Annotated in this window: 31 protein-coding genes and 1 pseudogene; 13 read left to right on the top strand and 19 right to left on the bottom strand. The window is 62.9% G+C overall.

Translation table 11 applies throughout. The features are described from left to right. Positions 1 to 234 (top strand): TCP-1/cpn60 chaperonin family protein (locus NKH98_RS26665; RefSeq protein WP_352903047.1); only part of this gene is annotated, 234 nt, incomplete at its 5' end. A gap of 234 nt (positions 235 to 468) precedes the next feature. Here the strand turns inward: NKH98_RS26665 and NKH98_RS26660 are convergent. After that, entirely contained in the window at positions 469 to 1,077 is a 609-nt protein-coding gene (locus tag NKH98_RS26660; RefSeq protein ID WP_352903044.1) for a TetR/AcrR family transcriptional regulator, read from the bottom strand. A 103-nt stretch (positions 1,078 to 1,180) separates the two neighbouring features. Between NKH98_RS26660 and NKH98_RS26655 the strand changes: the two genes are divergently transcribed. The 3 genes from NKH98_RS26655 to NKH98_RS26645 are packed head-to-tail and all read left to right on the top strand — an operon-like array spanning position 1,181 to position 3,094. Then, complete coding sequence (locus tag NKH98_RS26655; RefSeq protein WP_352903042.1) at positions 1,181 to 2,191, top strand: zinc-dependent alcohol dehydrogenase family protein; 1,011 nt, start codon at positions 1,181 to 1,183, stop codon at positions 2,189 to 2,191. Positions 2,192 to 2,243: 52 nt separating this feature from the next. Beyond that, positions 2,244 to 2,690, top strand: coding sequence for an OsmC family protein (locus tag NKH98_RS26650; RefSeq protein WP_352884924.1), 447 nt, complete (start codon positions 2,244 to 2,246; stop codon positions 2,688 to 2,690). Between the two features lie 17 nt (positions 2,691 to 2,707). Beyond that, positions 2,708 to 3,094, top strand: coding sequence for a nuclear transport factor 2 family protein (locus tag NKH98_RS26645; RefSeq protein ID WP_352903040.1), 387 nt, complete (start codon positions 2,708 to 2,710; stop codon positions 3,092 to 3,094). Between the two features lie 102 nt (positions 3,095 to 3,196). Here NKH98_RS26645 and NKH98_RS26640 read toward each other — a convergent pair. Next, a pseudogene (locus NKH98_RS26640) lies at positions 3,197 to 3,710 on the bottom strand (OsmC family protein). Positions 3,711 to 3,764: 54 nt separating this feature from the next. Beyond that, positions 3,765 to 4,190 (bottom strand): GFA family protein, encoded by a 426-nt coding sequence (locus NKH98_RS26635; RefSeq protein WP_031195266.1) that lies wholly within the window; start codon positions 4,188 to 4,190, stop codon positions 3,765 to 3,767. A gap of 191 nt (positions 4,191 to 4,381) precedes the next feature. On the opposite strand from NKH98_RS26635, the gene NKH98_RS26630 reads away from it, so the two are divergent. Continuing rightward, the gene (locus NKH98_RS26630) at positions 4,382 to 5,416 is read left to right on the top strand and encodes an AraC family transcriptional regulator (protein ID WP_352903038.1); all 1,035 of its coding nucleotides are present in this window, start codon (positions 4,382 to 4,384) and stop codon (positions 5,414 to 5,416) included. Between the two features lie 61 nt (positions 5,417 to 5,477). Here the strand turns inward: NKH98_RS26630 and NKH98_RS26625 are convergent, their stop codons facing one another. Continuing rightward, positions 5,478 to 6,089, bottom strand: a complete 612-nt coding sequence (locus tag NKH98_RS26625) for a LysE family translocator (RefSeq protein WP_352903035.1) — start codon at positions 6,087 to 6,089, stop codon at positions 5,478 to 5,480. An 86-nt stretch (positions 6,090 to 6,175) separates the two neighbouring features. Further along, entirely contained in the window at positions 6,176 to 6,583 is a 408-nt protein-coding gene (locus tag NKH98_RS26620; protein WP_352903033.1) for a nuclear transport factor 2 family protein, read from the bottom strand. A 169-nt stretch (positions 6,584 to 6,752) separates the two neighbouring features. Between NKH98_RS26620 and NKH98_RS26615 the strand changes: the two genes are divergently transcribed. Beyond that, positions 6,753 to 7,673, top strand: coding sequence for an AraC family transcriptional regulator (locus NKH98_RS26615; protein WP_352903031.1), 921 nt, complete (start codon positions 6,753 to 6,755; stop codon positions 7,671 to 7,673). 38 nt (positions 7,674 to 7,711) lie between these two features. Here NKH98_RS26615 and NKH98_RS26610 read toward each other — a convergent pair whose 3' ends face one another. From NKH98_RS26610 to NKH98_RS26580, 7 genes are all read right to left on the bottom strand, one after another. Then, positions 7,712 to 8,050: a YkgJ family cysteine cluster protein gene (locus NKH98_RS26610; RefSeq protein WP_352508882.1), complete on the bottom strand. Its 339-nt coding sequence runs from the start codon at positions 8,048 to 8,050 to the stop codon at positions 7,712 to 7,714. A gap of 50 nt (positions 8,051 to 8,100) precedes the next feature. After that, entirely contained in the window at positions 8,101 to 8,265 is a 165-nt protein-coding gene (locus NKH98_RS26605; protein ID WP_352508854.1) for a hypothetical protein, read from the bottom strand. 1 nt (position 8,266) lies between these two features. After that, complete coding sequence (locus NKH98_RS26600) at positions 8,267 to 8,674, bottom strand: hypothetical protein (RefSeq protein WP_254820653.1); 408 nt, start codon at positions 8,672 to 8,674, stop codon at positions 8,267 to 8,269. Beyond that, positions 8,674 to 8,901 (bottom strand): hypothetical protein, encoded by a 228-nt coding sequence (locus tag NKH98_RS26595; protein ID WP_352508855.1) that lies wholly within the window; start codon positions 8,899 to 8,901, stop codon positions 8,674 to 8,676. The genes NKH98_RS26600 and NKH98_RS26595 overlap by 1 nt, the downstream gene beginning before the upstream one ends. A gap of 465 nt (positions 8,902 to 9,366) precedes the next feature. Then, the gene (locus NKH98_RS26590) at positions 9,367 to 9,576 is read right to left on the bottom strand and encodes a cold-shock protein (protein ID WP_010915421.1); all 210 of its coding nucleotides are present in this window, start codon (positions 9,574 to 9,576) and stop codon (positions 9,367 to 9,369) included. Between the two features lie 492 nt (positions 9,577 to 10,068). Then, positions 10,069 to 10,860, bottom strand: a complete 792-nt coding sequence (locus NKH98_RS26585) for an SDR family oxidoreductase (protein WP_352903029.1) — start codon at positions 10,858 to 10,860, stop codon at positions 10,069 to 10,071. A gap of 67 nt (positions 10,861 to 10,927) precedes the next feature. Further along, on the bottom strand, positions 10,928 to 11,389 hold the full coding sequence (locus NKH98_RS26580) for a RidA family protein (RefSeq protein WP_352903028.1): 462 nt from the start codon (positions 11,387 to 11,389) through the stop codon (positions 10,928 to 10,930). A 97-nt stretch (positions 11,390 to 11,486) separates the two neighbouring features. Here NKH98_RS26580 and NKH98_RS26575 point away from each other — a divergent pair, with 97 nt between their 5' ends. Continuing rightward, a complete protein-coding gene (locus NKH98_RS26575) occupies positions 11,487 to 12,338 on the top strand; it encodes a LysR family transcriptional regulator (protein WP_352903027.1) in 852 nt (283 codons plus the stop codon). Positions 12,339 to 12,357: 19 nt separating this feature from the next. On the opposite strand, the gene NKH98_RS26570 is transcribed toward NKH98_RS26575, so the two are convergent. Next, positions 12,358 to 13,113 (bottom strand): SDR family NAD(P)-dependent oxidoreductase, encoded by a 756-nt coding sequence (locus NKH98_RS26570; protein WP_352903025.1) that lies wholly within the window; start codon positions 13,111 to 13,113, stop codon positions 12,358 to 12,360. An 83-nt stretch (positions 13,114 to 13,196) separates the two neighbouring features. After that, positions 13,197 to 13,865 (bottom strand): glutathione S-transferase family protein, encoded by a 669-nt coding sequence (locus NKH98_RS26565; RefSeq protein ID WP_352479308.1) that lies wholly within the window; start codon positions 13,863 to 13,865, stop codon positions 13,197 to 13,199. Positions 13,866 to 14,011: 146 nt separating this feature from the next. Here NKH98_RS26565 and NKH98_RS26560 point away from each other — a divergent pair, with 146 nt between their 5' ends. Further along, the gene (locus tag NKH98_RS26560) at positions 14,012 to 14,191 is read left to right on the top strand and encodes a CsbD family protein (RefSeq protein WP_352479307.1); all 180 of its coding nucleotides are present in this window, start codon (positions 14,012 to 14,014) and stop codon (positions 14,189 to 14,191) included. Positions 14,192 to 14,255: 64 nt separating this feature from the next. On the opposite strand, the gene NKH98_RS26555 is transcribed toward NKH98_RS26560, so the two are convergent. After that, positions 14,256 to 15,386: a metallophosphoesterase gene (locus tag NKH98_RS26555; RefSeq protein WP_352903022.1), complete on the bottom strand. Its 1,131-nt coding sequence runs from the start codon at positions 15,384 to 15,386 to the stop codon at positions 14,256 to 14,258. A 119-nt stretch (positions 15,387 to 15,505) separates the two neighbouring features. Between NKH98_RS26555 and NKH98_RS26550 the strand changes: the two genes are divergently transcribed. Next, a complete protein-coding gene (locus tag NKH98_RS26550; protein ID WP_352649715.1) occupies positions 15,506 to 16,099 on the top strand; it encodes a hypothetical protein in 594 nt (197 codons plus the stop codon). A 49-nt stretch (positions 16,100 to 16,148) separates the two neighbouring features. Here NKH98_RS26550 and NKH98_RS26545 read toward each other — a convergent pair whose 3' ends face one another. Beyond that, a complete protein-coding gene (locus NKH98_RS26545) occupies positions 16,149 to 16,760 on the bottom strand; it encodes a TetR/AcrR family transcriptional regulator (RefSeq protein WP_352903019.1) in 612 nt (203 codons plus the stop codon). A gap of 150 nt (positions 16,761 to 16,910) precedes the next feature. Between NKH98_RS26545 and NKH98_RS26540 the strand changes: the two genes are divergently transcribed. Next, positions 16,911 to 17,708 carry an NIPSNAP family protein gene (locus NKH98_RS26540; protein ID WP_352903018.1) on the top strand — a complete coding sequence of 266 codons (798 nt, stop codon included), beginning with the start codon at positions 16,911 to 16,913 and terminating at the stop codon, positions 17,706 to 17,708. 43 nt (positions 17,709 to 17,751) lie between these two features. On the opposite strand, the gene NKH98_RS26535 is transcribed toward NKH98_RS26540, so the two are convergent. From NKH98_RS26535 to choX, 3 genes are read right to left on the bottom strand one after another with little or no spacing between them, the layout of a single operon-like run. Then, positions 17,752 to 19,200, bottom strand: coding sequence for an amidase (locus tag NKH98_RS26535; protein WP_352903015.1), 1,449 nt, complete (start codon positions 19,198 to 19,200; stop codon positions 17,752 to 17,754). A gap of 8 nt (positions 19,201 to 19,208) precedes the next feature. Then, on the bottom strand, positions 19,209 to 20,048 hold the full coding sequence (locus tag NKH98_RS26530; RefSeq protein ID WP_352903012.1) for an alpha/beta fold hydrolase: 840 nt from the start codon (positions 20,046 to 20,048) through the stop codon (positions 19,209 to 19,211). Beyond that, the gene (gene choX / locus NKH98_RS26525; protein ID WP_352903010.1) at positions 20,045 to 20,980 is read right to left on the bottom strand and encodes a choline ABC transporter substrate-binding protein; all 936 of its coding nucleotides are present in this window, start codon (positions 20,978 to 20,980) and stop codon (positions 20,045 to 20,047) included. Before choX ends, NKH98_RS26530 begins: the two co-directional genes overlap by 4 nt. 123 nt (positions 20,981 to 21,103) lie before the next feature. Here choX and betI point away from each other — a divergent pair, with 123 nt between their 5' ends. From betI to fumC, 3 genes are all read left to right on the top strand, one after another. After that, positions 21,104 to 21,706: a choline-binding transcriptional repressor BetI gene (gene betI / locus NKH98_RS26520; RefSeq protein WP_352479299.1), complete on the top strand. Its 603-nt coding sequence runs from the start codon at positions 21,104 to 21,106 to the stop codon at positions 21,704 to 21,706. Between the two features lie 111 nt (positions 21,707 to 21,817). Beyond that, complete coding sequence (locus tag NKH98_RS26515; protein WP_352903008.1) at positions 21,818 to 22,576, top strand: SDR family NAD(P)-dependent oxidoreductase; 759 nt, start codon at positions 21,818 to 21,820, stop codon at positions 22,574 to 22,576. A gap of 143 nt (positions 22,577 to 22,719) precedes the next feature. Beyond that, positions 22,720 to 24,117 (top strand): class II fumarate hydratase, encoded by a 1,398-nt coding sequence (fumC, locus tag NKH98_RS26510; protein WP_352903005.1) that lies wholly within the window; start codon positions 22,720 to 22,722, stop codon positions 24,115 to 24,117. The last annotated feature ends 9 nt before the right edge of the window (positions 24,118 to 24,126 follow it).

Raw genomic sequence — 24,126 nt, 5'->3', positions numbered from 1 at the left:
ACCTTCGGCTACAACGCCCAGACCGGCGAATATGGCGACATGATCGCCATGGGTATCGTCGATCCGGTCAAGGTTGTGCGCACGGCTCTGCAGGACGCGGCCTCGGTCGCCGGCCTCCTGGTCACCACCGAAGCCATGATCGCGGAGGCTCCGAAGAAGGAGTCGGCTGGCGGCGGCATGCCTGGCGGCATGGGCGGCGGCGGCATGGGCGGCATGGGCGGCATGGACTTCTAAGAAGTCCATAAAGCACGCCCATGAACTCACGTTGCTCAAGCCCGCAAGCGGGCTTGAGTGGCGGCATGGACTTCTAAGAAGTCCATAAAGCACGCCTATGAACTCACGTTCTCAAGCCCGCAAGCGGGCTTGAGTGGCGGCATGGATTTCCAATCCAACCCATCTACCTTCAGATACAGAAAGGGCGGCCGAGAGGTCGCCCTTTTTGTTTGCTTTGCTTAGCGGTTTGCCCGCTCAGACGGCGGCGTCAATCCGCCGAGGGTGAGATTTGGCAGGCAAAGCACCCTCAATCAGCGCCGCAACTTCATCGGCTACTGCCAGCACAGGGGCACGGTCGTGGGTGGCGCGTGCGATCACCATCAGCCCTTCCAGCGACGATTCGACCAGCAATGCCAGCGCGTGCGCGCGACGCTCGGGCACCCCTGCCCTGACGAAGGCGGCGCTGAGCAAGCCTATCCACTGCTCGAAAGCCGAGCGGCACAATTCGGCCAGCTCCGGCACGTCTGTCGGCGAGTCCAGCACCACGGGCGCGATCGGGCAACCGAGCGTGAACTGGTTGTCCTCCAGCATGCGGGCGACCGACTGGTAGATATGGTGGACAGCGACCGCCGGGTCCTTTTCGGCGGCTAGCGCGGCGCCCAGCCTCTGCGTCACCTCGTCGACGCTGTCGCGCGTCACCTCGATGACCAATTGGTCCTTGCCGCCGGGAAAGTGGAAGTAGAGCGAACCTCTAGGCGCACCGGAAGCGCTCAATATGTCGTTGAGCGACGTCCCGTGGTAGCCGCGCTGCCTCAGCAGCCGCGCCGTCGTCTCGATCATGCGGGTGCGGGTGTCGTTCGCCATATCAACCTCTGTCAGGAGTGAACACTATAGGCCTTGCGTCGAATATAGCAATCGGTCTACATAATATGTAGATCAGTCTACATATTCGGGAGAGAAAGCCGATATGCGCAGTTATCGCCTTGAAGGAACCGGCGGAATCGAACGCCTGGTGAGGCGCGACGAGGCGCAGCCGGCGCCGAAGCAACACGAGATCGTCGTGTGTGTGCGCGCCGCTTCGCTCAACCGCCGCGACACGATGATCCTCAACGGCACCTATCCACTGGCGCCACGCCAGGGCGTTATCCCGCTGAGCGACGGTGCCGGTGAAGTCGTTGCCGTCGGCGATGCCGTCACCCGCTTCGCCGTCGGCGACCGCATCACCGGCAGCTATTTTGCGCGCTGGATCGACGGCCACATCAATGCCGGGCTGATCGACCAGCTCGGTTGCACGCTGGACGGGATGCTGACCGAATACGCGGTGCTCGATGAGCAATGGGCGGTGCGGCTTCCCGATCATCTCGACTGGCATCAAGCGGCGACGCTGACCTGCGCCGGCCTGACCGCCTGGAATGCGGTGACGGCGGCCGAGATGCCGAAGCCTGGCCAATGGGTCCTTGTCATCGGTTCAGGTGGCGTCGCGCTGTTTGCGCTGCAATTCGCCAAGCTGCTCGGCTGCCGGGTCGTGGCCGTCAGTTCGCGCAGCGAGAAGCTGGACCGGCTGCGGGCGCTGGGCGCCGACCTCGTCGTCTCGACAGCCGGCATGCCGGAATGGGGTGCTGCGGTGCGTGAGCAGACTGGCGGCGTCGACCTCGTCGTCGAGACCGGCGGCCCGCCGACCTTCGCGCAATCGATGATCGCCTGCGCGCTTTACGGGCGTATCGTGCTTCTCACCATACAGGATGCGAAAGGCGGGACGGTGCAGATCCCCGGCCCGGTCTACCAGCGCAGCCTCGCCACCATCAGCCGGCTGTTCGTCGGCAATCGCACCAACCTCGAAGCCATGCTGCGCGCCATCTCGGTGCATCGGCTTAAGCCTGTCATCGACAAGGTGTTCGGCTTCGACGAGGCCCAAGACGCCTATCGCTATTTCCAGCAAGGCGACGTCTTCGGGAAAGTGGTCGTCGACGGCGCCTGACTGGTTCACCCCCCAAAATTCGATCGAGCCTCAAACTAAAAGGAGAGACGCAATGACCATTCGTGAAGCAGAAGCTCAATGGCAGGGATCGTTGAAGGAAGGTTCGGGTCGGCTGAGACTAGGTAGCGGCGTCTTCGAAGGTGCCTACTCCTTCCCGTCGCGTTTCGAGGACGGTCCCGGCACCAACCCGGAGGAATTGATTGCGGCGGCGCATGCCGGCTGCTTCTCGATGGCGCTAAGCGCCATTCTCGGCCGCGAAGGTTACACTCCCGCGCGCATCCACACGATCGCGAAAGCGCATCTCGGCGCCACCGCGGCCGGGCCGACGCTGACCCGTATCGAGCTGGAGACGGAGGCAAGCGTCGCCGGGCTGGCGGCGGGGGATTTCGAGCGGCTGGCACAGACGGCCAAGGAGACCTGCCTCGTATCGCGGGCGCTGGCCGGCGTCGCCGTGATCACGCTCAAGGCCCGCCTCATCGAAACCGCTACTGATCACTGAAGGGAAAGGAATATCCAATGACACAGGAACTCATCATCGACATCGCCGCGGCCAAACGCTCCGCCGAAACGGCCAAGATCATGCGGCGCTACAACGACGTCTTCCAGCGCCACGACCCATCGGCGCTCGACGATCTGGTGGCGGAAGACTGCGTGATCGAGAACACCACGCCGGCCCCGGACGGCGCCCGCCCCATCGGCAAGGGCGCCTGCGTCGAACTGTGGTCGGCGATCGCGACCGGACCCGGTACGCGCTTCGACGTCGAAGAAACCTTCGTCGCCGGCGACCGGGCGACAATCCGCTGGCGCTACTGGATGGCCGACGGCAATTCCATCCGCGGCGTCAACCTGATGCGCGTGGCGGACGGGCAGATCGTCGAGGCAATGGGCTACGTGAAGGGATAACGCTTGGCGCGACCAGCTGCATTCAGCCAAGCTGCATTCAGTGAGGCCGCGCTCAGGCCCAGCCAGGAATCCCCAAAGTTTAGGATTCCGGGCAGGGCGCGGTTACCGCACGACTTTGTGAAGCTTCACGAAGGTCTTGGGACTGCGATGGATCGTCTGGAAGATCACGCAGTAGCGATCGGTGAGCTCGAGCAGGTCAGTCAGCCGGTCTTGCGCAACGTCGGTCTCGATGTCGAACCGCAGGCGGATCTCCTTGAAGCCGACCGGCACACCTTCGGTGACGCCGCGTGCCGCGAAGATCGACGTCGCCCTTGGCGGAGATTTCGGCCGACTTGATCGGTATTTCGAGAACGGCGGCCGCGGCCCTCATCGAGACGCCGGCGCATGCGACAAGGGCTTCCAGCAGCATGTCGCCGGAACAAAGCTCCTGTCCGCTGCCCCCGGCCTTCGGATGGATGCCCGCCAGCGCGAGCCCACGTCCTGTCTCGACCTTGCAAGTGACCTTGGAGTCGTCGGCACTGCCCTTGGCCTTCAGCGTAAGAAGTGCCGCGCGCGCATCCTTGCGATAAAGATCCTTGATCGGCTCCTGCGTGGCGCGAAATGTCGTGATGTCCATGCGTATTCTCCTGTCGTGAGATGTGGCTGTTGGAAATCGTGTGTCATTGCAGGGTTACTCCGGCACGCTCACGCCCGAGCCCCCGAGTTCGGCGGGGAAGTCTTTCAGCTTCGGCAATCCGTCCTTCATCGGCAGGACCGTCTCGGCGTAGTTGACGTGAACCCCCGGCGTGAACTTCACCGTCGGTATCGTGGCCGCATAGACGTCGACCAGTCCGAGCGGCGGATGATCGGTCATCAGATGGCCGCCGCACTTCGTGCAGAACTGACGGTCGCTCATGTTTGACTTCTCGAAGCCGGACAGGAACTCCTCGCCCTTGGTGACCTTGACGTTTTCCGGCTTCCACAGCGTGAAGGCGTTCACGGGAGACGCCGACCACGAACGGCAGGAACTGCAATGGCAGTAGCCCATCGCCTCGGCCGCTCCGTGCACTTCGATTTCCACGGCGCCGCAAAAACACCCGCCCTTATGTACCGTCATGACTTAGATCCTCATTTTTCTTGAGTTCGACTGCGCTCAGCAGCTGATTTGAGACAGAACTCAGCACCGACGGGTGTAAAGCTTCCGGCAATGAACGGAATGACGGGGCGTCCGCCTTACTTGACAGCGCGTCCGGAACTCGAAAGGGATGTCGCGCCGGGTTGCCGCGCAACTTACGGGATATGGATGGAATGGCCGGGGACGCTCTGTCTGACCTCTTGAAAAAGGTGCGTCTCACCGGCGCGACATTTTTCGACATCGCGGCCCAGGACCCCTGGGCGGTCTGCTCGCCCTCCCCCGCCTCGATACTGCCGAGGATACTGCCGGGCGCGGATCACCTGATTTCCTACCACGTGCTCACGGCCGGCCGCTGCTTCGCCCGCATCATCGGCAAGGAGGCGATACCCGTGGAGGCCGGCGAAGTCGTGGTCTTCACCAGGAGCGATCCGCATATCATGTCGAGCAATCCGGCCCTGCGCGCGGATCCGCCGACCGCGGATGTGCTGGATATCGCCGCCGCCAGCCAGACACCGTTTCCCATCAACTACGTCAAGGACGGATCGCTGTCGGCCCGGCTGGTATGCGGCTATCTCGCTTGCGATGCGCTGCCCTTCAATCCGCTGCTCGAAGCGCTGCCGCCGGTCATCAAGGCCGGAGACGTGAAAGGCGACGGCGGCTGGCTCGGCCAGTTCATCAAGCTGGCGGTGTCGGAGGTCGCGGAAAAGCGTGCGGGCAGCGAGACGGTTCTCACCAAGCTCAGCGAATTGATGTTCGTCGAGGTGCTGCGCCGTTATGTGGAGTCGCTGCCGCCACAACAAACCGGCTGGCTGGCGGGCCTGCGCGATCCGCATCTGAGCAAGGCGCTGGCGCTGATCCACGACCGGCCGGCGCACAATTGGACGGTGGAGGCGCTGGCGAAGGAGGCCGCGCTGTCGCGCACCGTGCTGGCCGAGCGCTTCACGAAACTCGTCGGCATGCCGCCGATGCACTATCTCGCCAAGTGGCGGATGCAGATTGCCTCGGAATTGCTCAGCGCCGGCAACACTAACGTCGCAAACATAGCGGCGGAAATCGGCTACGAGTCGGAGGCGGCGTTCAGCCGTGCCTTCAAGAAGATGATCGGCGTCCCGCCATCGGCCTGGCGGCTGGGTGTTCGCGCTGCTCCCGGTTTCGGAGGCGGCGAGGCTTCCGAAACCGCAGGCGGGCCGGCCGATCCGCAGCGGTAAGCAAATCCAGGAAAGGTGTGAAAACGGTTTCCCGTCCGGAATTGCGTCAAAAGAGCGAGAGCTACCGGTCTGCCAGCGCCAGCTTGGCGCCGAGCATGACAAAGGCTCCGGCGAAGGTACGGCGCATCCAGGTCAGCACCTTTGGCCGCGACACGACATGGCTGCGGATCGACGCCGCGAAAACGCCGTAGCCGACAAAGACCAAGAAGGTGAGCAGCATGAAGACGCTGCTGAGTTCCAGCATCTTCGACAGCGCATGCGGTTCGGTGGTGCTGACGAATTGCGGGAGGAAGGCAAAGAAGAAGATCGACAGCTTCGGATTGAGGATGTTCATCAGAATGCCGGAGGCGATCGCTTTGCCGGCGGATCGCGGCGCGACATCTTCGTCGACGCTCAGGCCGCCCTTCTCCTTCAGCGTGTTCCAGGCCATGTAGAGAAGATAAGCGACGCCAAGATATTTCAGCGTTTCGAAGGCGACGGCGCTGGTGTGCAGCAGTGCCGCGAGGCCGGTGATGGCGGCCGCCATGTGCGGGATGATGCCGAGCGTGCAGCCGAAAGCGGCAATGATGCTGGCGCGCGCACCACGCGAAAGCCCGGCGCTCAGCGTATAGAGAACGCCGGTGCCGGGCGAAGCCACGACAATCAGCGACGTCAACAGGAATTCGATGCTCACGGATGGTCTCCCGGCGTTGGCCCCGCCGCCGGCAGCGTAATCAGCGAACCGTGCGGGCACAAGCCAGCCTGAGAGCCTATGCGCATTCAGATCATGCTGTTGGCGTGCAGCTTGCTCTCCGCGATGGGCTGCCGAACTTCCCAGTGTTCGACGAGCTTGCTGTCCTTCATCCTGAAAATGTCGACAATGGCCAAGCCCTCCTCTTCGGGTTCACGTTTTGCGTGCATGTGCACGATGACGAAATCCCCTTCGGCAAAAATCCGCTTCACCTCTCCCCTCACGAGGGGAAATGACTGTTTGAGCTGCTGCAGATAGGCTTTGAAGCCGTCCGCACCATCCGCAATGTTCGGATTGTGCTGGATGTAGCGTTCGCCAGCAGCGTCGATGTTGCCCTGGTTTACTGCTTTGTCGATGAAGTCCAGGACGATCGTCTTGTTGGTCTCGAGCGAATTAAAGCTCTTGGCTGGAACTGGATTTGATGGTTCGTCACGCATGTTTTTGCTCCGTGGGGCGCCTGCTTTTGCCTGGCATGGACAGGAGTCCGCAGGCCGATATTGCCAACATGATCAGCCACGCTTGTGAGATGGTCGATACGCTATTCGCCTGGATTCTTATCCAATCGTCTAATATCGTCATCTGGTTCATCGTCGGAGGATGGTTCTCATGGACGCCTTGTCCGAAGTTCTTGCTTCGCTGCGATTTGGCAGCGCCATGATCGGCAGCGCGACCCTGCATCGGCCATGGGGTATTTCAGTCGATCCGACAAGCAATGCCGCCATCCACGTCATACAGAACGGCGAATGCTGGTTGCGGCTAGCCGGTGAAAAAGAGCCGATCCGCTTAGGCGAGGGAGACGTCATCCTTGTCGCGAGCGGTATCGGGCATGCCCTTTGCAATCCGGCGGGTGCACCGACGGCATCGATATCCGCCGTCCTTTCCGCGAATCGGAGCGGACTGGAACCGAAAAGCGAAAGCGGCGCGACAACTCTTCTTTGTGCGAGATATTCACTCGACGGCGTCGGGCCATATCCGATGGTTTCGCTGTTTCCTCCGCTGATTCATTTGACCCGGAATCAGATCCACACCAGCGAGCCGCTGCGGCTTGCCCTGGAACTTCTACAGGTCGAAGCGAAAGGCAATCTCGGCGGCCACGACATTGTCGCCCCACGCCTTCTCGACAGCACATTGATCTTCTTGTTGCGTGCCTGGATCGAACATCAGCCACTCGGAACAGGGGGATGGTTTGGCGCCTTGCGCGACAAAGGCATTGCGCAGGCCTTGCGCCTGATCCACGAGCGGCCGGGCAATCCCTGGACCATCGCTTCCCTTGCAAGCGGCGCGGCACAGTCCCGAGCCACCTTCGCGCGTCGCTTCGCTCAACTGGTGGGACAGCCGCCGCTGTCCTATGTGACTCGATGGCGGATGAATCTTGCCGCCAAGGCTCTGCGGGAAACGAACCAGAATATTGGCGAGATCGGGCGCGCCGTCGGATATGAATCGGTGCCGTCGTTCTCGCAGGCATTCAAACGGTTGACCGGACGATCGCCCGGCCTCTACCGCAGCGACTTTCGATCATCCGACTGAGGAAATTTAAACTGGGGACGCCAGCGCGTGTGCTGTCATTACAGCGTCGGCAGTCCGTGAGCCCGGCGCGCCATCAGGCAGTCGTCATCGCCCGGCATGCACGCGCGGCAGACGTCGGGACGGATCTCATAGATTCCGCAGGCGGTCGACTTGCCGACCTCGCCGCGCAGTGCCGAACAGCGCGCGCCGTCGCAGCGCATGCCGGCTTCGTCGGCAGCCACGTATTTTTGCGGGATAAGGTCGAGCTGAGCGTCATCCTCGGTTGAAAAGCGCGGCCATCTTGACGAGTAGGCGCAGCAGGCGCCACAGGTCTGGCAATCGAAGGCAACCGGGTCGGCGCCCTCTTGTGGCGACGAAAAATCCTCTGCGACCGCCAAGGCAAGCAGCCTTGGCGCCGATTTCCGGCCGGCATCCTGCTGCAAGGGCGCTATTTCTTCTTCGGCTTGCGCGGCGGCGCTTCGGCCGGCGACCTGAACAGATCGGTGCCCGCTTGGGCGGCTTCGCCGGTTTTTGGCGCGGCGGCCGGCTTGGCCGGCTTCACGGCGGCAGCAGGTGCTGCCGGTTGCCCCTTGGCGGAAAACTTGATTGCCATATCAATCCTCATCAGAGAAACGCGATGATGGCGCGTTCGGATTGCGAAGGCGGCCGATGAGCGCCGAAACGGCCGTGATGTTCATTTCTTCGGGCGACCAGTTCCTGGCCTCCTCGATGTGCCGGGGGGCCAGTTCGCGATGCGTGCTGCCGCTGTAGGCGGCGTCCTGAAAGGTCACGCGCTCGTGCGTCTTGGCGTTTTCCCGGACGTATTCGATCAGATAATTGGGGCATTCGGCGCGGCCGCGCACGCCGAGCCGCACCTGGGCATCGCCGTGGACACGCCGGCAGCGCTCGAGCTTTTCGAGCACGCGCCGGACATATTCGACCGGCTTGTCGAGTTCGCCCACGACATCGGCGATGGTCGAATCGGCGGCGATCGCCTTTTGAGGCACACGTTTGGTGGCCATCAGCGTTTGCCCGCGCGTTTCGGCGAGGCCGCGAGCGCAACCGCCGCCGCCATGTCGTCGGCTTCCTTTTCCAGGCGCAGTTCGCGCAGCCGTGCGGTCTTGGCTTCGCGGGCCTGGCTGACGGCATCCCGTTCGGAATTGATGCGGTCGAGCGACATCGACTGGGTCCGCGTCTTGCTGAAGATGGATTCGGCCTGGTCGCGAGGTTTTTTTGAAGGTTCGGTCAAGGTCTTTCTCCCGGTTCGGAGCGCGCCGCCCAAACGGTGACGAGACTGGTCTTCGGCCAGGATCCCGCACAAAGCAATACGGCAGCCGGTTTCAAATTGCTGGGAAATTCTACTCTGACGGCCATCTGATGGCGTTTTCCGCGCTTCCGGTGCTCACGGGCCAAATGTCCGCTGCCCTCCGGTTCTCGAACCCACCATATGACTCGCCAGAGCGAATTTCGAAACAGCCTCTTAGCACGTCCGGGCCGTCGAGCAGCGCTCTTTCGGCGGTCGAAGCGCAAAAATGAAAAAGGCCAGGCACCGCCTGACCTTCCATGAGAGCGCCTGCGCATCCCGAGAGACGCGCAAAGAGACGCTCTTCTCATGCGCATGAACTGGGACTTAGCCTCCCCGCGATCATGCGCTGGAATTAGCCATTCACCGGTGCCAGTACATCCGTGGTCACCGGTGAGGCTGAATTCCGTTTTAGGCCGCCTTCAACTGGTCGGCGGACATCTTGCCCGACTTGTTGTCGCGGACCATCTCGTAGCCAAGCTTCTGGCCCTCGACGATGTCGCGCATTCCGGCGCGCTCGACGGCTGAGATGTGGACAAAAACGTCGGCAGAACCGTCGTCAGGCTGAATAAAACCAAAACCCTTGGTGGCGTTGAACCATTTAACTGTGCCTGTGCTCATAACGAACCCTTTCCATGGCAAATATTCGTTCGTCGTCATGCGGATGCACAACAACGTTTGTCTCGATTTTGATGGGGAAGTTCGTCAAAGGCGCGCCTTGGCACGCGGATAACAAAAGTCGGTCAAACAAACATCGACAAAGTTCTTATAGACTTCTTTCCGCGCCGTGTCAAATTTTTTGATTTGCGACACTCGTGGAGACGCGCGGCGGCGACCCTCGCGCCGGCGAATCCGACAGCAAAGGCCGGACTATTGCCTGCCAAAAAACCACTTGGAGCTCTTTGTTTTTGCGCAATTCCGGACGGAAAATCGTTCACACTTGTCCTGGAATTGCTCCAGCCGGGAACCATTTTGGCGCCGGGGCATTTTTTCGGTGTCGAAAAGCCTTTCTCGAAAGAGCGATCTTGAGAAAGGCGGACGACAAACAGGACGCCCCCCGCGCAGATAAAAGGCACGAAGGTGATGCGACCATCCCGCCGCTGCTCGTGCTCCTCACAGCATGCCGCGGCTGAGGCCGCCATCCACCGGCAACGCCACGCCGGTAATATAGGCGGCGTCGTCGCTGGCCAGGAATGCGGCAACCGCGCCGAACTCGGCGGGGGTGCCATAACGCTTTGCCGGGATTTCGGCCTGACTCTCGGCGGCGATCACGGCGGCGTCGACACCCCTGTCGGCTGCGTCCATGGCGTCGAACTCTTTCGTCCGATCCGTCGCAAAACGGCCCGGCAGCAACAGGTTGACGGTGACGCCGTCCGCCGCCACTTCGCCGGCCAGCGTCTTGGCCCAGCCGGCGAGCGACGCACGCAGCGCATTCGAAGCGGTGAGGCCGCGGATCGGCTCGCGGACGGAAGTCGAAGAAACGGCGATGATGCGCCCCCAGCGCTGCGCCCGCATGCCTGGCAGGAAAGAAATGGCGATGCGCATCTGGCTCAGCACCATGCTGGTGAACTGCTTCTCCCAGACGCTCGCATCGAAGACGCTGGCCGCGAAGGGCGGCGGGCCGCCGCCATTGAGCAGGACGATGTCGATCCGCTGATGCTCGTCCTCGACGGCACGGATCAGTCGGGAGACGCTGTCGTTGTCCGAGAGGTCGGCGCTGAAGGTCGAGCAGATGTGGCCGGCGGCCTCGATCGCGCGCCGTGCCGCATCCAGGGTCGCCTCCCCTCGTCCGACCAGAATGATCTCGGCACCTTTCGTCGCGAGCGCTTCGGCAACGCCGAAACCGAGGCCCTTGCCTCCGCCAAGAACAAGCGCCTTCCGTCCCTCAAGATTTGCACTTATCAAGCCAAGCCTCCTCCTGGTTCGACTGCGTAGCCTCGGGTCAGGCCCGAGGGCATGCTTTGGGGGTGCATCAGCGGACATGCACGATAGCGTCGGCTTCGACCGGAACATTGGCCGGCAAGCCGGCCATGCCGAGCGAGCAGCGGGCGTGCTCGCCACGCCCGCCGAAAACATGGAGCAGAAATTCGGATGCTCCGTTGCCGACCTCCGAATAGGCCGAAAAGCCGGCCGCCGCATTCACATAGACGGTCAGCTTGGCGAATTTCACGACGCGGTCGAGATTGCCGTCCAGTTCCTTGTCCAGCCAATAGACGATGTTGGCCGCGCAAAGCCGGGCGGCGTTGCGCGCAGCAGCCAGATCGATCTCTGCGCCAACCCGGCCGATTGCGGCGATATCCGACCCGATCTCGGGTATCTGGCCGGAGACATAGACGATGTCAGCGACGCGAACCGTCGGCGAGAACGGCAAAGCGGACCGCTCGAGCGACGGCCAGGCGACACCGAGCTCTTCAAATCTTCTTCTGTAGGACAAGGTGGCTGCTCCTGTTTTCATTCGTGCGAGCAGACCTTGAATTCAGATCGGGCTTTCGGATAGCCTGATAGTGCTGACACAGCTATCAGGAATTCTTATGACCGGAGATATCGACGTCAGACTGCTGCGCGCCTTCGTCACCGTGGCCGATACCGGGACGGTGAGCCGGGCGGCCGATCGGCTTGCCCGCACCCAGGCGGCGGTGAGCATGCAGCTTCAGCGCCTCGAGGGCGAAGTGGGTGCCGAGCTGCTGCACCGCTCGCCGCGCGGCGTGACGCTGACCGAGGCCGGCGAGATCCTGCTCGCCTTCGCCCGCAAGGCCATCGCGATCGGCGACGATGCCAGGCGCGAGATTGAAGGCCGCAGGCTGGTCGGCCGTGTCCGGCTGGGCATCGTCGAGGATTTGGCGGTAACGCGGCTGCCGTTGATCATCGCCGACTTCCGGCGCCGGCATCCTTCCGTGGAGATCGAACTGACATCGGCCAGCAGCAGCGATCTCAGCAAGTCGCTGGGCGAAGGAAGATGCGACATCGTCATGGCCGATCCGGCGCGCTTCACAATGGCGCCGCGAGGCCATCTGTCGCGACAGCTGGTCTGGGCGGCAAGCCGCATGATCGAGATCGACGACGAGGTCGAGCTGCCGCTGATCATCTTCGAAGGCGCCTGCTCCTGGCAGGACAGGATGCTGGCTTCGCTCGCCGAGGCCGGGATCGGCTGGAAGATCGGCTGCCGCGTGTCGACCTTCGCTACACTAATCTCGGCGCTGAGGGCCGGGCTTGGCATCGGGCTTCTGCTGCAGGAGGGGCTGCCGCCCGACTGCCAAAGCCTCAACGGACGCTTCAACCTGCCGCCGGCGCCGACGGCGGATTTCGGCGTCTACCTCGCGAGGGACCCGTCGCGGCTGGTCGAGGAATGTGGCGATTTCCTGCGGGCGGGATTTGAGGCGTAGTGAAAAGATCCGACGCCGTTCATCGTTCCTGGTCGGTCGGGCGGATGACGATCTCGTTGACGTTCACGTGTGGCGGCTGGCTCACGGCGTAGAGAATGGCCGCGGCGATGTCCTCGGCGGTCAGCGCCTCCATTGCGGCAAGCCGCTTGTCGAGATCAGCCTTGAACGCCGGATTGGTGATGTGGTCGCCGAGCTCGGTGCGCACCAGGCCGGGCTCGATGACGGTGACGCGAACCTTGTCGGCGTAGACTTCGCGGCGCAGCGATTCGGAAAAGCCGACGACACCGAACTTGGTTGCTGCATAGCCGCTGGCCCCCGGATTGGCGACACGGCCCGCGACCGACGAGACGTTGACGATGTGACCCTTGGCGGCCCTGAGATGCGGCAGCGCCGCCTTGGTGACCCCCATCAGCGCCAGCAGGTTGAGCTCGACCATGCGGCGCCAGTCGTCGAGCACCGCTTCGGCGGCGGGCGACAGAAGCATCACCCCGGCATTGTTGACGAGGATGTCGAGGCGGCCCCATTCGGCGACAACCTTGTCGACCATGTCGGTGACATCATCGTTGCTGGTGACGTCGGCCTCGATGCGGAGCGCCGCGCCGCCGGCCTTTTCGATACGCGCGGCCAGCGCTTCGAGGCGATCGGCGCGGCGTGCGGCAATCGCCACCTTGGCCCCGGCGGCGGCCAAAGCCGCAGCCGTCGCCTCGCCAATGCCCGACGATGCGCCGGTAACGAGCGCGACCTTGCCGGCCAATGCGGAAGGAACAGATATCATTGTGAAGTCTCCGAGGCCCCAGCCCGATCTTCAGATAGGCCGCGGGCGGCGAAGTGGAAGACCAGCTTGCGGGTTGCTCGGCTCTATTCGTCTGGGCCGGGCTCCGGCCAAGGCTCTTTCGCCGCCTCGGCATACCACTGGCGCATCGCCGGCATCGAAAGCACGGCGTCGACATAGGCGCGGGTATCGGTTGCCAGCGTGCCGCCATAGGTGTCGAAGCGGGTGACGACCGGCGCGTACATGGCGTCGGCCGCGGTGAAATGGCCAAACAGGAACGGGCCGCCTTTGCCGTATTTTTCGCGGCATTCGCGCCATAGCTCCTCGATGCGCGCCCCTTGTGCCTCACCTTCGGCGTCGAGCGGCTTGTGGCCTTTTGGCCGGCGCAAATTCATCGGCCAGCCATAGCGGACCTCGCGAAAGCCGGAATGCATCTCTGTCGCCGCCGAGCGGGCCAGCGCGCGGGCGCCGATGTCGGCCGGCCAGAGCTTTTTCCCGGGAAACAACTCGGCGAGATATTCAAGGATGGCAAGGGTTTCCCAGACGATCCGGACCTCGCCATTCGGCAGCCGATGGTTCAGCACCGGCACCTGGCCGGTCGGCGATATCCTGGCCAGATTGGCCGCGGTCTCGGGCGTGCGCAGGCGCACAAGACCTTCCTCGAACGGGATCTCCAGATGCTTCATCGCCAGCCATGGCCTCAGCGACCAGGACGAGAAGCATTTGTTGCCGATGAAGAGCGTGAATTCAGCCATTGTCCCTCCGGCCCTGTCTGTTCGGGCTTCTCGCGCACCCTATCCTGTCGGCTTCGCGGCCGGAAGCTATCCCAATCGACGGGCAGAACCCGGAACCTAAGCGATCCGCGACCGTTTCTCCAGGCGAACGGATCAGGAGATGCGAGATGGTGAACAAGGATCAGGTTGCCGGCGTTGCCAAGCAAGCCAAGGGCTCGGTCAAGCAGACCGCCGGCAAGGCCACCGGCAACAGGCGCACCGAGGCCGAAGGCGACGTCGACAAGGCGACCGGCAAGATGCAGAAGGCTTACGGCGACGTGAAGCACAAGGTGAAGAAGGCGCTTTGACGCCGACGCTTCGCAAACCAGAAAAAGGCGGCTCGGCCGCCTTTTTTGCGCCCTCTCCTGCCCGTCAGAAAGTCAGGCTTTTGCTGTATGCATTGGTGAAGGTGACCTCGCCATGATCTCCTGCGGCTTCGCCCAGCACCACATCCATGCTGTTTCCGGTCACCCGCGCCAAGGCAAAGCCGCCCATGAAGGCGGCCTTCGGCTTGAACAAATCGAGCCCGTCACGATGGTAGATCATCGGCGTCGCGTGCTGGTGACCATGGAAGATGCCGACGACGTTGTAACCCTTTAGCACAGCCAGCAGCGCCTGCCTGTCAGCTTCGCTCCACCAGTGCGGCGGACCCTTGCCGCCTTCGTCGAAGGTCTTCTCGGCTGCGTCCCATCTTTCGATCGAAAAAGTATCCCAGCCATAATGCTGGAACAGGATGACCGGGCGGCCGTCGCCGGCATAGGTCGCCAGGTCCTGCTTCAGCCATGGCAGGCTGCTGACTGCGCCATGGCCGGTATCGCCGGCAAAACGGTGCGTCTGGACAAGATGCAGACCGCCCCAATCCCATGAATAGCAATCGGTCTCGAGATCGTAGTTGGTCGCCGGCGCGGGCGGCTTGAAGAAAACGCCGGGGCGGTGATTGACCTCGACGTAGTCGCGCATTTCGCGGCGGTACCAGTCGACATGCGAGCGCGGGCCGTTCTGGTCGAGGTCGTGATTGCCGAGGCCGACATAGACCGGCATGTGCACGCGGTCGGGGCCAACGCCCTGCTGGTAGCGCTGGCTGAACTGGAGCAGCTGCGTGCCTTCGCTGGGCTGGGTGATCTGGCCGCCACCATCATCGGTGATGTCGCCGCCAACGACGAGGCCGAGCGGCGTGCCGATATTGCCCGTCGAATGCAGACCGGTGGCGACGCCGTTGATTTCAGCTGGCCATTGTCTGTCGGCGACGCCGTTGAGTGCGGCGACATTGCGCAGCAGGGCGGCGTCGGTCTTGCCTTCCTGCTCGCAGTGCGGGCTCAATCCGTTCGCCATGCGACAGGCATGGACATCAGCGATAAACAGGAAGGTGGCGTCGATCGGCGGAATGCGCTGCCCGGTCTGGCCGAAGGCCGGGCGCGAAACGGCGCCGGCCGCGGCAACGGCCGCTGCCTTCATCAGGAAACTGCGCCGGGAGACCGGTCGGGCGGAAATGCGATGCATCATGCGCTAAAATTCAGCACGACGCGAACCGGCAGTCCAGTTGCTCGCAAAGTGTGTCGACACGTTCTCCCAGGTCTGGCATTGCTTTCGGCATTCAACTTGCACGGGCAGAGGAGGACGCCATGAAAACTGCATCCATCGGCATGACAATGGCGATCCTGGCGATGACGAGCGCAGCGCACGCCTCCGCGTGCATCGACGCCAAATCGGCCAAGGCCGGCTTCGTTCTCGAAAGGCCTGGCATCCACAGCGAATTTCGTCCGGCGGCGGGCGGAATGGTGGCGGTTGCCAACAAATACCAGTCGCAATCGCCGCAGTCGCAGTACCTGTTCGGCGGTCTGATCGAAGTGTTTCGCGACAGCAGCACAGGGCAGATGGCGATGATCCCGTTCTCCGATCTCAGGAAGGTGTTCCCACTGAAGGCGGGGGCCAAGAGCAAGATCGTGTTTGCCCGTCTTGCACCGAACAAGCCGCCGAAGGCCACCGAGACGCTGGAGATCAACGTCAAGGGCAAGGAGACGTTCAGCCTGGGTGATTGCAAATACGCCGTGCTCGCGGTCAAGCAGACGATCAGGAGCGAGGCCGGCGAGACGCGGGACGAGTTCACCGCGCTTTACGCACCCGATCTGCAGGCAGTTGTGGCCAGGCGCTATGACGAGGGCACCAGCGCCGAAAGCGTGGTCGGCTACGAGCTGATCAAGCCGCTGCCGAATTAAGAGCTCGGCCTCCCCGCCTCGGTCATAGTGAGCGACTGTCCTGCCGGCGTCAAAGGGCTCTGTGCAGTATCCTGCTACGTCGCCTCGTTCCCGTTTTGGACGACATAACTCCCTGCTCCAACGCCATCAGGCAGTCGCGCAGCACGCTTGCGTCCTGTGCGGTCTTGGCCATCGACATGGCGCCCGAATAGCTGGCGACGGCGAGCGCTGCGAAGCGCTGCGGATCGGTGCCCAGCTCCCGTCCCGCCTGCTGATCGGCGCTGATCTTGTCGGCGATCCCCTGGCGCCAGGCCGAAAAAATGCCGGCAAGGGCAATGCGGAAATCCGGATCGGCAACCGATAGCTCATGCGCCAGGTTGTTGAGCGGGCAACCGCGCACGAAACCTTGCCGCTCCAGCTCCGCCGCGACGGCCGCGAACACGGAGCGCACGCCCTCGCGCGCTGAGGGAGCCATCCGCACCGGTGCGATCCATGTCTCTTCGACCGCGGCGGCGACCCGCTCCTCGATCACTGCAAGCGCCAGCGCCTTCTTGGTCGCGAAATGGTGGTGCAGCGCGCCGCCGGTGACGCCCGCCGTCGCCATCAGGTCGCCCATGCTGGACGCATGATAACCGCGTGCCTGAAACGCCTCCTCGGCGACGTCGAGCACTTTCTTGCGCATGCCTTCGGGGTCGTTGGTGCGTTTTTGAGCCCGCGACCTTGGGCGAGCGGATATCTCTGCTGACATCTTCACACGATAGCAGATTGACAAAACAGGACAACCGGTCTGTTTTGCAAAACAGGATGACTGTCCTGTTTTGGAGCTCGCGCGATGAACCTGCCTTTGAACGCCATACCTAATCCCGATCTGCTCGCCTCGCCGCTCGTCGAACTCAGGCAATACACGCTGAAACCCGGCCGGCGCGAGACGCTGATCGGCATCTTCGACAATCACTTGGTCGAGGGGCAGGAAACCGCGGGAATGACCATCATCGGCCAGTTCCGCGATCTCGACCGGCCGGACACGTTCGTCTGGCTGCGCGGCTTCGACGGCATGGAAGCGCGGAAAAACGCTCTGACCGCCTTCTATGACGGGCCGGTCTGGGCTGCCTGGCGCGACGCCGCCAACGCCACGATGATCGATTCCGACGACGTGTTGCTGCTGAGGCCGGCCTGGCCGGGCGCCGGCTTCGATCCCTCGGGATCGCAACGAGCAATCCAGACGGATCTCGAAGAACCAAGCGCAAGCAGTGCTTTGCAGACAATTGTTGTCATCAAGATTCATCATTTGCGACCGGGCCTGGAAGCCGGCTTCGCCAGGGACTTCCAGACGGCGGCTCTTCCGGTACTTGCCGCATTTGGCGCACAGCCGCTGGCCGCCTTCGTCACCGAACATGCCGAAAACAGCTTTCCGCGGCTGCCGGTGCGGGCCAGCGAAAACGTCTTCATCAGCATCACGGGTTTCGCAAGCGCCGAAGCGTATGCCCGGCATGAAGCGGCCTTGGCCGCCTCCCCGGACTGGCAGGCGCTTCAGCAGACCGTACAAGGGGAATTCGCCAGGCCCGCGGAGGTTTTGCGTCTGTTACCGACGGCGCGATCGCTGCTCGGGCAGCACCTAATTTCGGTATGAACCAACATCGTCGACGCCCCCTACGTCGCCGGAGCCTCCTGGTTCATGCCTGAAAGTGTCTGGCACGGATCGCCTGGTAGCGCGCCGTCCATGCGGTTGCCTGCTCCAGGTCAAGGGAAACGCGAAGCAGCCGGTGGTCCTCGTTCTTGCGGCCAATAAGCTGGATGCCAATCGGCAGGCCGCCCTTCGACTGAAAAAGCGGCAGGCTGGCGGCCGGTTGCCCGGTGACATTGAAGATTTCGGTGAAGGGCGCAAAGCCGTAGGCCCGGCTCGCCCAAGCCTCGTAATCGAAGAGAGCACCATCGCCATGGATGGCGCCAAGCCGGGGCGTAAGCTCGGCCGTCGTCGGCGTCATGATCAGGTCGAACCCATCGAACGCCATCGCCATCGCCAGCGAAGCGCTGTGCACATGGTCCTGCGCCCTGAGATAATCGGCGGCCGAGGATCGCCGAAAACTGTCGAGAGCGTGACGAGTCAGGCTTTCGATTTCGCCGGCACCCGGCATCCGCCCGATCTCATCGGCGCGCTCGTCAACCAGCCGCGCGACCTCCGACATCCAGAAGATGCTCCAGTCCGCTTCGGCACTGGCTTCCCGCGGGAAACGCGCCTCTGTGACCTCGTGCCCCATGTCCTCGAGGAGGCTCATGGCTTCCTGGAATTTTTCCCCGATCTCGGACGCGACCGGCGTGCCATCCGGCCGGTGCGCCAGGCACGCGACGCGCAGACGCTCGCCGGGGGAAGACAGCCAGTCCAGGTAGGACGGCACCGATTTCGGCACGGAGTAAGGCGCTCCTTGCTCTGGACCGGCAGTCATGTCCAGCATGGCGGCGCTGTCCCGAACGGTGCGGGATAGGACACTGTCGGCGTAGAGGCCGGCGCCGACCTGACCTCGATAGGGGCCGACAGGCGTGAGCCCGCGCGACGGCTTCATGCCGAACACGCCGCAACAGGCAGCCGGCACCCGGATCGAGCCGCCGATGTCGGAACCGTGGGCGACCGGCACCATGCCGCTTGCCACCGCGGCGGCAGCTCCGCCGCTTGAGCCGCCCGCCGTCAGCGAAGGATCCCAGGGATTCAAGGTGGGGCCGCGAAAGCTGGGTTCGGTGACGAAGTCGTTGGCAAATTCAGGCGTGTTTGTCTTTCCCAGCAAGATCAGACCGGCGGCCCGCCAGCGCCGGACGATCTCGCTGTCGGGCTTCGGCGCGGCATCCTTGAAGTAGAGCGACGAGTGCGTCGTCGGCCACTCCCGTACATTGACGCCGGTGTCCTTGACCAAGAAGGGAATGCCGGCGAGTGCGGCCTGCCGGTTGCAGCTTGCCGCCGCGGAAAGCGCCCGGTCCGCATCGATCAGTGTCACGGCATTGATGGCGGGATTGATGCTTTCGATCGCTTCGATAGCCGCCTCAACGACCTCGACAGCCGACAGTTCACCCGAGCGAACATGCCCGGCCAGGGCGACGGCATCCAACGCCACGTATTCGGAAAGGTTCATGACTGCTCTCAGCCCAGATTGCCGGTCGCTTCGAGGTCGGCTTCATTCCAGACGTTGAAATACCGGGCGATGGCTGCCGCAACCAATGCCGGATCCTCCCAGTGCGGGTTGTGTCCGCACCGCACCGCGCTTACAAACGCGGCGGCGGGGATTTCTTCGAGGAGCCGCCGTTGGTGCGTTTCGTCGAAGAGCAGGTCGCGCCCGCCCGCAATGACAAGCGCCGGCAGGTGCAGCGTGCGCGCCTTGTCGGTCAGATCGACGCGCCGAACCTGCTCCAGGATTGCGCACCAAAGTGCCGCCGGCATGGCTGACGCTTCCTTTGCAGCCATGGTCAGGAAGTCCGCTGGAACCTCGGCCTCGCAGGCATGCCAATATTCATAGAACGGATCGGCCGGCGATATCGGGTCTCGAAGTGCCCGCACACCAATGGTCATCGGGTGATCCTCACCGATCTGCGGCCGCAGCGTTCCGGCCATCAGCACCAGGCCACCGATCATCTCGGGGTAGCGCGCGGCTGCCTCGATCGCCACCATGCTGCCCAGGGAATGCCCGACCAGAACCGGCCGCTCGAGCCGCAATCGCTCGATCAAACTCGCCACATCTTCCGCGAAATCCGCCGGGGCGAAGCCGCGTGTCCCGGCCGGCGAGGCGCCATGCCCGCGCAGGTCTGGAATGACACGCCGGCGCCCGGCGAGATGCGGCGCCAGCAAGGAGAAGCTGCGGCTCGTGTCGGAAAAGCCGTGCACCAGCACCAGCGCGGGCTCCTGCCCGGCGATTTCGACGCAGGCCGTTTCAGCACCGACCTTGCGCTTGCGGCCGTTCCAGCCCGCCTGATCGGCCGATATCACAGGCCGAGCTGCTGCTTGACTGCGTCGAGCGCGGGCTTGCCATCGAATGTGGTGACACCGGCAAGCCAGGCGCCGAGCCTATCCGGATTCTCCTTGACCGCCTTCAGGCCGGCTTCCTCCGACTTCATGCCGTCATTGATGAGATAGCCCATGCCGAGATTTTCGAAATCGATGTCGAAGGCGAGATTCTTCAGCAACTGCCCGACATTCGGGCATTGCTGCAGATAGCCCTTGCGCACCTGCGTCGTCACCGTCGCGGCGCCGAAGTTCGGTCCGTAGAACTTGTCGCCGCCGCTCAGATATTTGAAATCGTACATCGTGTTCATTGGATGCGGCGCCCAGCCCTGGAAGACGATGAAGCGCTTTTCCTTGATCTCGTAGCCGACCTCGGAAAGCATGCCGGCTTCACTCGATTCGACGACCTGCCAGCCATCGAGGCCGAGCGACTTATCAGCGATGGCGTCCATCATCAGCTGGTTCGAGCCCGGCTCGATGCCGTACATCTTCCTGCCGAACTTGTCGGCGAACTTTTGCAGGTCGGCAAAATCCTTGACGCCGGCCTCCCAGACGTAAGTCGGCACGGCAAAGGTGTATTTGGCGCCGACGAGATTGACGCGCACATCGTCCACCGAGCCGTCCTTCTTATAGGGCTCGTAGTAGGTGATCATCGCCGGATCCCAATAGCCAAGGAACACGTCTAAATCATTGTTCTTCAAGGATTCATAGATGACGTTGATGCCCAGAAGCGAACTTGCCGGCTTGTAGCCGAGCGCATCGAGCAAGACGCTGGTGACGCCGGTGGTGAAGGCAAGATCGTTCCATCCAGGCTCGGCCATGCGCACGACCTTGCATTGCTCGGGTTCAGCCGCAAAGGCCGGCTGGATCGCCAGCAGGACGCAGAGCGAGGCTCCTATTCCAAGGCAACGAAGCATTTCGGTTCTCCTCATTTCACCAACGACGTTGACCACTCGGTTTTTAAATTGTCCCAACGGTCAATGATTGATCTCAGCGGACAAAAATGTCAACGTCGGTTTTCGATGCATGGATCCCGGCCGGTGAAACTCAAGCGTCTCAGCGACATACGCCGCAAGGAGCTGCGGCAAGCCGCGTTTGCCGTGCTTCAGCGCGAAGGCATAGCTGGCGCCACCATAGAGAAAGTGGCGGCACAGGCCGGCGCGTCGAAGGGCATCGTGCTGCACTATTTCAACAGCAAGCGGGAGCTTTTCGAGCATGCCATGCGCGAATCGAACCTGGTGCTGCGTCATGCGGTGGTGGAGCGGTTGAGGCAGGCGCGTACGCCAATGCAACGGATAGATGCCATCATCGAAGGCAATTTCGAGCCGCATCTCTTCCAGCCGTCCCTCTGCCACGCTTGGCTTTCGCTTTGCGCGGAGGTGCCGCGCGACGAAAAGCTTGCCCGCATCCAGAAGGTGATCCATGCGCGCATGCGCTCCAACCTGCTGTCCGGCCTGCGCGGTCTGGCGCCGGCGCGCGATGCTGACGAGATCGCTTTCGGCGTCACCGCCCTGATCGACGGGCTGTGGTTGAGGCTTGGCCTGCAGCCAGGCAGCGTTACGCGTGAACAGGCCATTCATCAGGTCAAGGATTTTGTCGCTACCCGGCTGGCTGTTCGGCGCGGTGCAGCCGCTGCCGAATAGCCAGGCGCATCAGCCGAAAGTTCATATTGTAGGATAAGCCGGAGGCTTGACCACAATCGGCAACGGCGCTGCTCTCCTTACCAGACAAGACGGCAAAGCGCGGAGTGTTGGATGAGACTAGGCGGCAAACGGGCACTGGTCACCGGCGGTTCGGAGGGGATCGGGCTGGCAATCGCCGAGACTTTCTCGCGCGAAGGCGCGGACGTGCTGATCGTCGGCCGCGACGGCAAAAAACTCGACGTCGCCCGCGAGCAGCTCGGGAATAATGTCGAAACGCTGTCGGCCGACCTGTCGGCCAGCGCCGGCATCGACGCCGTGGTCGAGCATGCCAGGCGCGGCCCACCTCTCGATATCCTCGTCAACAACGCCGGCGTGGCATTCCTGGTGCCGTTCGAGACCGTCAGCGAGGACCAGTTCCAGCAATCGTTCGCGCTCAACGTCACGGCCGTATTCTTCCTCACCCAACGGCTGTTGCCGCATCTCGCGCCGGGCGCGGCTTCGGTGATCAACATCTCGTCCTATTTTGCGCACAAGATGATCCCGAAGCGGTCGTCCAGCCTCTATTCGCTGTCGAAGGGCGCGCTCAATTCGCTGACCAAATCGCTCGCCTTCGAGCTCGGGCCGCGCGGCATAAGGGTCAACGCCATCGCGCCCGGCACGGTCGACACAGCGATGCGGCGCAGGTCGATCGAAAACCTGCCGGAAGCCGCGCAAGCCGAGCTCAAGGCCTATGTCGAGCGCAGCTATCCGCTCGGCCGCATCGGCCGGACCAGCGACCTTGCCGGCATCGCGGTCTATCTCGCCAGCGACGAGGCGGCGTGGACCAGCGGCGGTATCTTTGCCATCGACGGCGGGTATACGGCGGGGTGAGGAGCGCGCCCTTCCTCCTCCCTTGTGGGAGAAGGAAAAGGCGCGGCTTCAACCGATTTGCATCTCCATCGCCCGCAATCTTCGCTTGAAGGCGTTTGTGCAACGCGATACGCCGTTTGCAAATTGCAAACCGGAGAGACTTCGTGAGCGCGCCAGAGACCAGAACCGAAACCGACACGTTCGGTCCCATCGAGGTCGCCGCCGACCGCTATTGGGGTGCGCAGGCGCAGCGTTCGCTGGCCAATTTCAAGATCGGCTGGGAGAAACAGCCGGCCTCGATCGTGCGGGCGCTGGGCATCGTCAAGCGGGCGGCCGCCGAAGCCAATATGGAGCTGAAGCGGCTCGATCCGGCGATCGGCAAGGCCATCATCGAGGCCTCCCAGGAGGTCATCGACGGCAAGCTGAACGACCATTTCCCGCTGGTCGTCTGGCAAACCGGCTCAGGCACGCAGTCCAACATGAACGCCAATGAGGTGATTTCCAACCGCGCGATCGAGCTTTTGGGCGGCGTCATGGGGTCGAAGAAGCCGGTGCATCCCAATGACCACGTCAACATGAGCCAGTCGTCGAACGACACCTATCCGACGGCCATGCACATCGCCTGCGCCGAGCGCATCATTCACGACCTGCTGCCGGCGCTGAGGCATTTGCATGCGGCACTCGACGCCAAGACCAGGGCTTTCGCCCACATCGTCAAGATCGGCCGCACCCACACGCAGGACGCGACGCCGCTGACGCTCGGCCAGGAGTTCTCCGGCTATGCGGCGCAGGTCGCCTCGTCGATCAAGCGCATCGAAATGACCCTGCCCGGCCTGCAGGAATTGGCGCAAGGCGGCACCGCGGTCGGGACCGGTCTCAACGCTCCGGTCGGTTTTGCCGAAAAGGTGGCGGCGCGCATCGCCGCGATCACCGGCATCGATTTCGTCACTGCGCCGAACAAGTTCGAGGCGCTGGCCGCCCATGATTCCATGGTGTTCTCGCACGGCGCCATCAATGCCTGCGCGGCGGCGCTGTTCAAGATCGCCAACGATATCCGCCTGCTCGGCTCCGGCCCGCGTTCGGGCCTCGGCGAATTGTCGTTGCCGGAAAACGAACCGGGCTCGTCGATCATGCCTGGCAAGGTCAATCCGACCCAATGCGAGGCGATGACACAGGTTTGCGTGCAGGTGTTCGGCAACAATGCGGCGATCAGCTTCGCCGGAAGTCAGGGTCATTTCGAGCTCAACGTCTACAATCCGCTGATGGCTTATTGTTTCCTGCAATCGGTACAGCTGCTGGCCGACGCTTCCGTGTCGTTCACCGACAATTGCGTCGTCGGCATCGAGGCCCGCGAAGACAACATCAAGGCGGCGCTCGACCGTTCGCTGATGCTGGTGACGGCGCTTGCGCCGACGATCGGCTACGACAACGCCGCCAAGATCGCCAAAGCGGCGCACAAGAACGGCACCACGCTGCGCCAGGAAGCGCTGGCCACCGGGCTGGTCAGCGAAGCCGACTATGAGCGGCTGGTGCGGCCGGAGGACATGACGCATCCGGGCTAGGGTGTTGAT

Source organism: Mesorhizobium sp. M0833 (assembly GCF_040319905.1).
Lineage (GTDB): Bacteria > Pseudomonadota > Alphaproteobacteria > Rhizobiales > Rhizobiaceae > Mesorhizobium.
Note: the sequence above shows the minus strand (reverse complement) of the source record. Positions and strands in the feature narration are given on the sequence as shown.

Bases quoted from the DNA above. Each gene is read 5' to 3' on its own strand.
- NKH98_RS26660 (WP_352903044.1), bottom strand. From the start codon at position 1,077: ATGGCGAACGACACCCGCACCCGCATGATCGAGACGACGGCGCGGCTG.
- NKH98_RS26655 (WP_352903042.1), top strand. From the start codon at position 1,181: ATGCGCAGTTATCGCCTTGAAGGAACCGGCGGAATCGAACGCCTGGTG.
- NKH98_RS26650 (WP_352884924.1), top strand. From the start codon at position 2,244: ATGACCATTCGTGAAGCAGAAGCTCAATGGCAGGGATCGTTGAAGGAA.
- NKH98_RS26645 (WP_352903040.1), top strand. From the start codon at position 2,708: ATGACACAGGAACTCATCATCGACATCGCCGCGGCCAAACGCTCCGCC.
- NKH98_RS26635 (WP_031195266.1), bottom strand. From the start codon at position 4,190: ATGACGGTACATAAGGGCGGGTGTTTTTGCGGCGCCGTGGAAATCGAA.
- NKH98_RS26630 (WP_352903038.1), top strand. From the start codon at position 4,382: ATGGCCGGGGACGCTCTGTCTGACCTCTTGAAAAAGGTGCGTCTCACC.
- NKH98_RS26620 (WP_352903033.1), bottom strand. From the start codon at position 6,583: ATGCGTGACGAACCATCAAATCCAGTTCCAGCCAAGAGCTTTAATTCG.
- NKH98_RS26615 (WP_352903031.1), top strand. From the start codon at position 6,753: ATGGACGCCTTGTCCGAAGTTCTTGCTTCGCTGCGATTTGGCAGCGCC.
- NKH98_RS26605 (WP_352508854.1), bottom strand. From the start codon at position 8,265: ATGGCAATCAAGTTTTCCGCCAAGGGGCAACCGGCAGCACCTGCTGCC.
- NKH98_RS26600 (WP_254820653.1), bottom strand. From the start codon at position 8,674: ATGGCCACCAAACGTGTGCCTCAAAAGGCGATCGCCGCCGATTCGACC.
- NKH98_RS26590 (WP_010915421.1), bottom strand. From the start codon at position 9,576: ATGAGCACAGGCACAGTTAAATGGTTCAACGCCACCAAGGGTTTTGGT.
- NKH98_RS26575 (WP_352903027.1), top strand. From the start codon at position 11,487: ATGACCGGAGATATCGACGTCAGACTGCTGCGCGCCTTCGTCACCGTG.
- NKH98_RS26570 (WP_352903025.1), bottom strand. From the start codon at position 13,113: ATGATATCTGTTCCTTCCGCATTGGCCGGCAAGGTCGCGCTCGTTACC.
- NKH98_RS26565 (WP_352479308.1), bottom strand. From the start codon at position 13,865: ATGGCTGAATTCACGCTCTTCATCGGCAACAAATGCTTCTCGTCCTGG.
- NKH98_RS26560 (WP_352479307.1), top strand. From the start codon at position 14,012: ATGGTGAACAAGGATCAGGTTGCCGGCGTTGCCAAGCAAGCCAAGGGC.
- NKH98_RS26555 (WP_352903022.1), bottom strand. From the start codon at position 15,386: ATGATGCATCGCATTTCCGCCCGACCGGTCTCCCGGCGCAGTTTCCTG.
- NKH98_RS26550 (WP_352649715.1), top strand. From the start codon at position 15,506: ATGAAAACTGCATCCATCGGCATGACAATGGCGATCCTGGCGATGACG.
- NKH98_RS26545 (WP_352903019.1), bottom strand. From the start codon at position 16,760: ATGCGCAAGAAAGTGCTCGACGTCGCCGAGGAGGCGTTTCAGGCACGC.
- NKH98_RS26540 (WP_352903018.1), top strand. From the start codon at position 16,911: ATGAACCTGCCTTTGAACGCCATACCTAATCCCGATCTGCTCGCCTCG.
- NKH98_RS26535 (WP_352903015.1), bottom strand. From the start codon at position 19,200: ATGAACCTTTCCGAATACGTGGCGTTGGATGCCGTCGCCCTGGCCGGG.
- choX (WP_352903010.1), bottom strand. From the start codon at position 20,980: ATGCTTCGTTGCCTTGGAATAGGAGCCTCGCTCTGCGTCCTGCTGGCG.
- NKH98_RS26515 (WP_352903008.1), top strand. From the start codon at position 21,818: ATGAGACTAGGCGGCAAACGGGCACTGGTCACCGGCGGTTCGGAGGGG.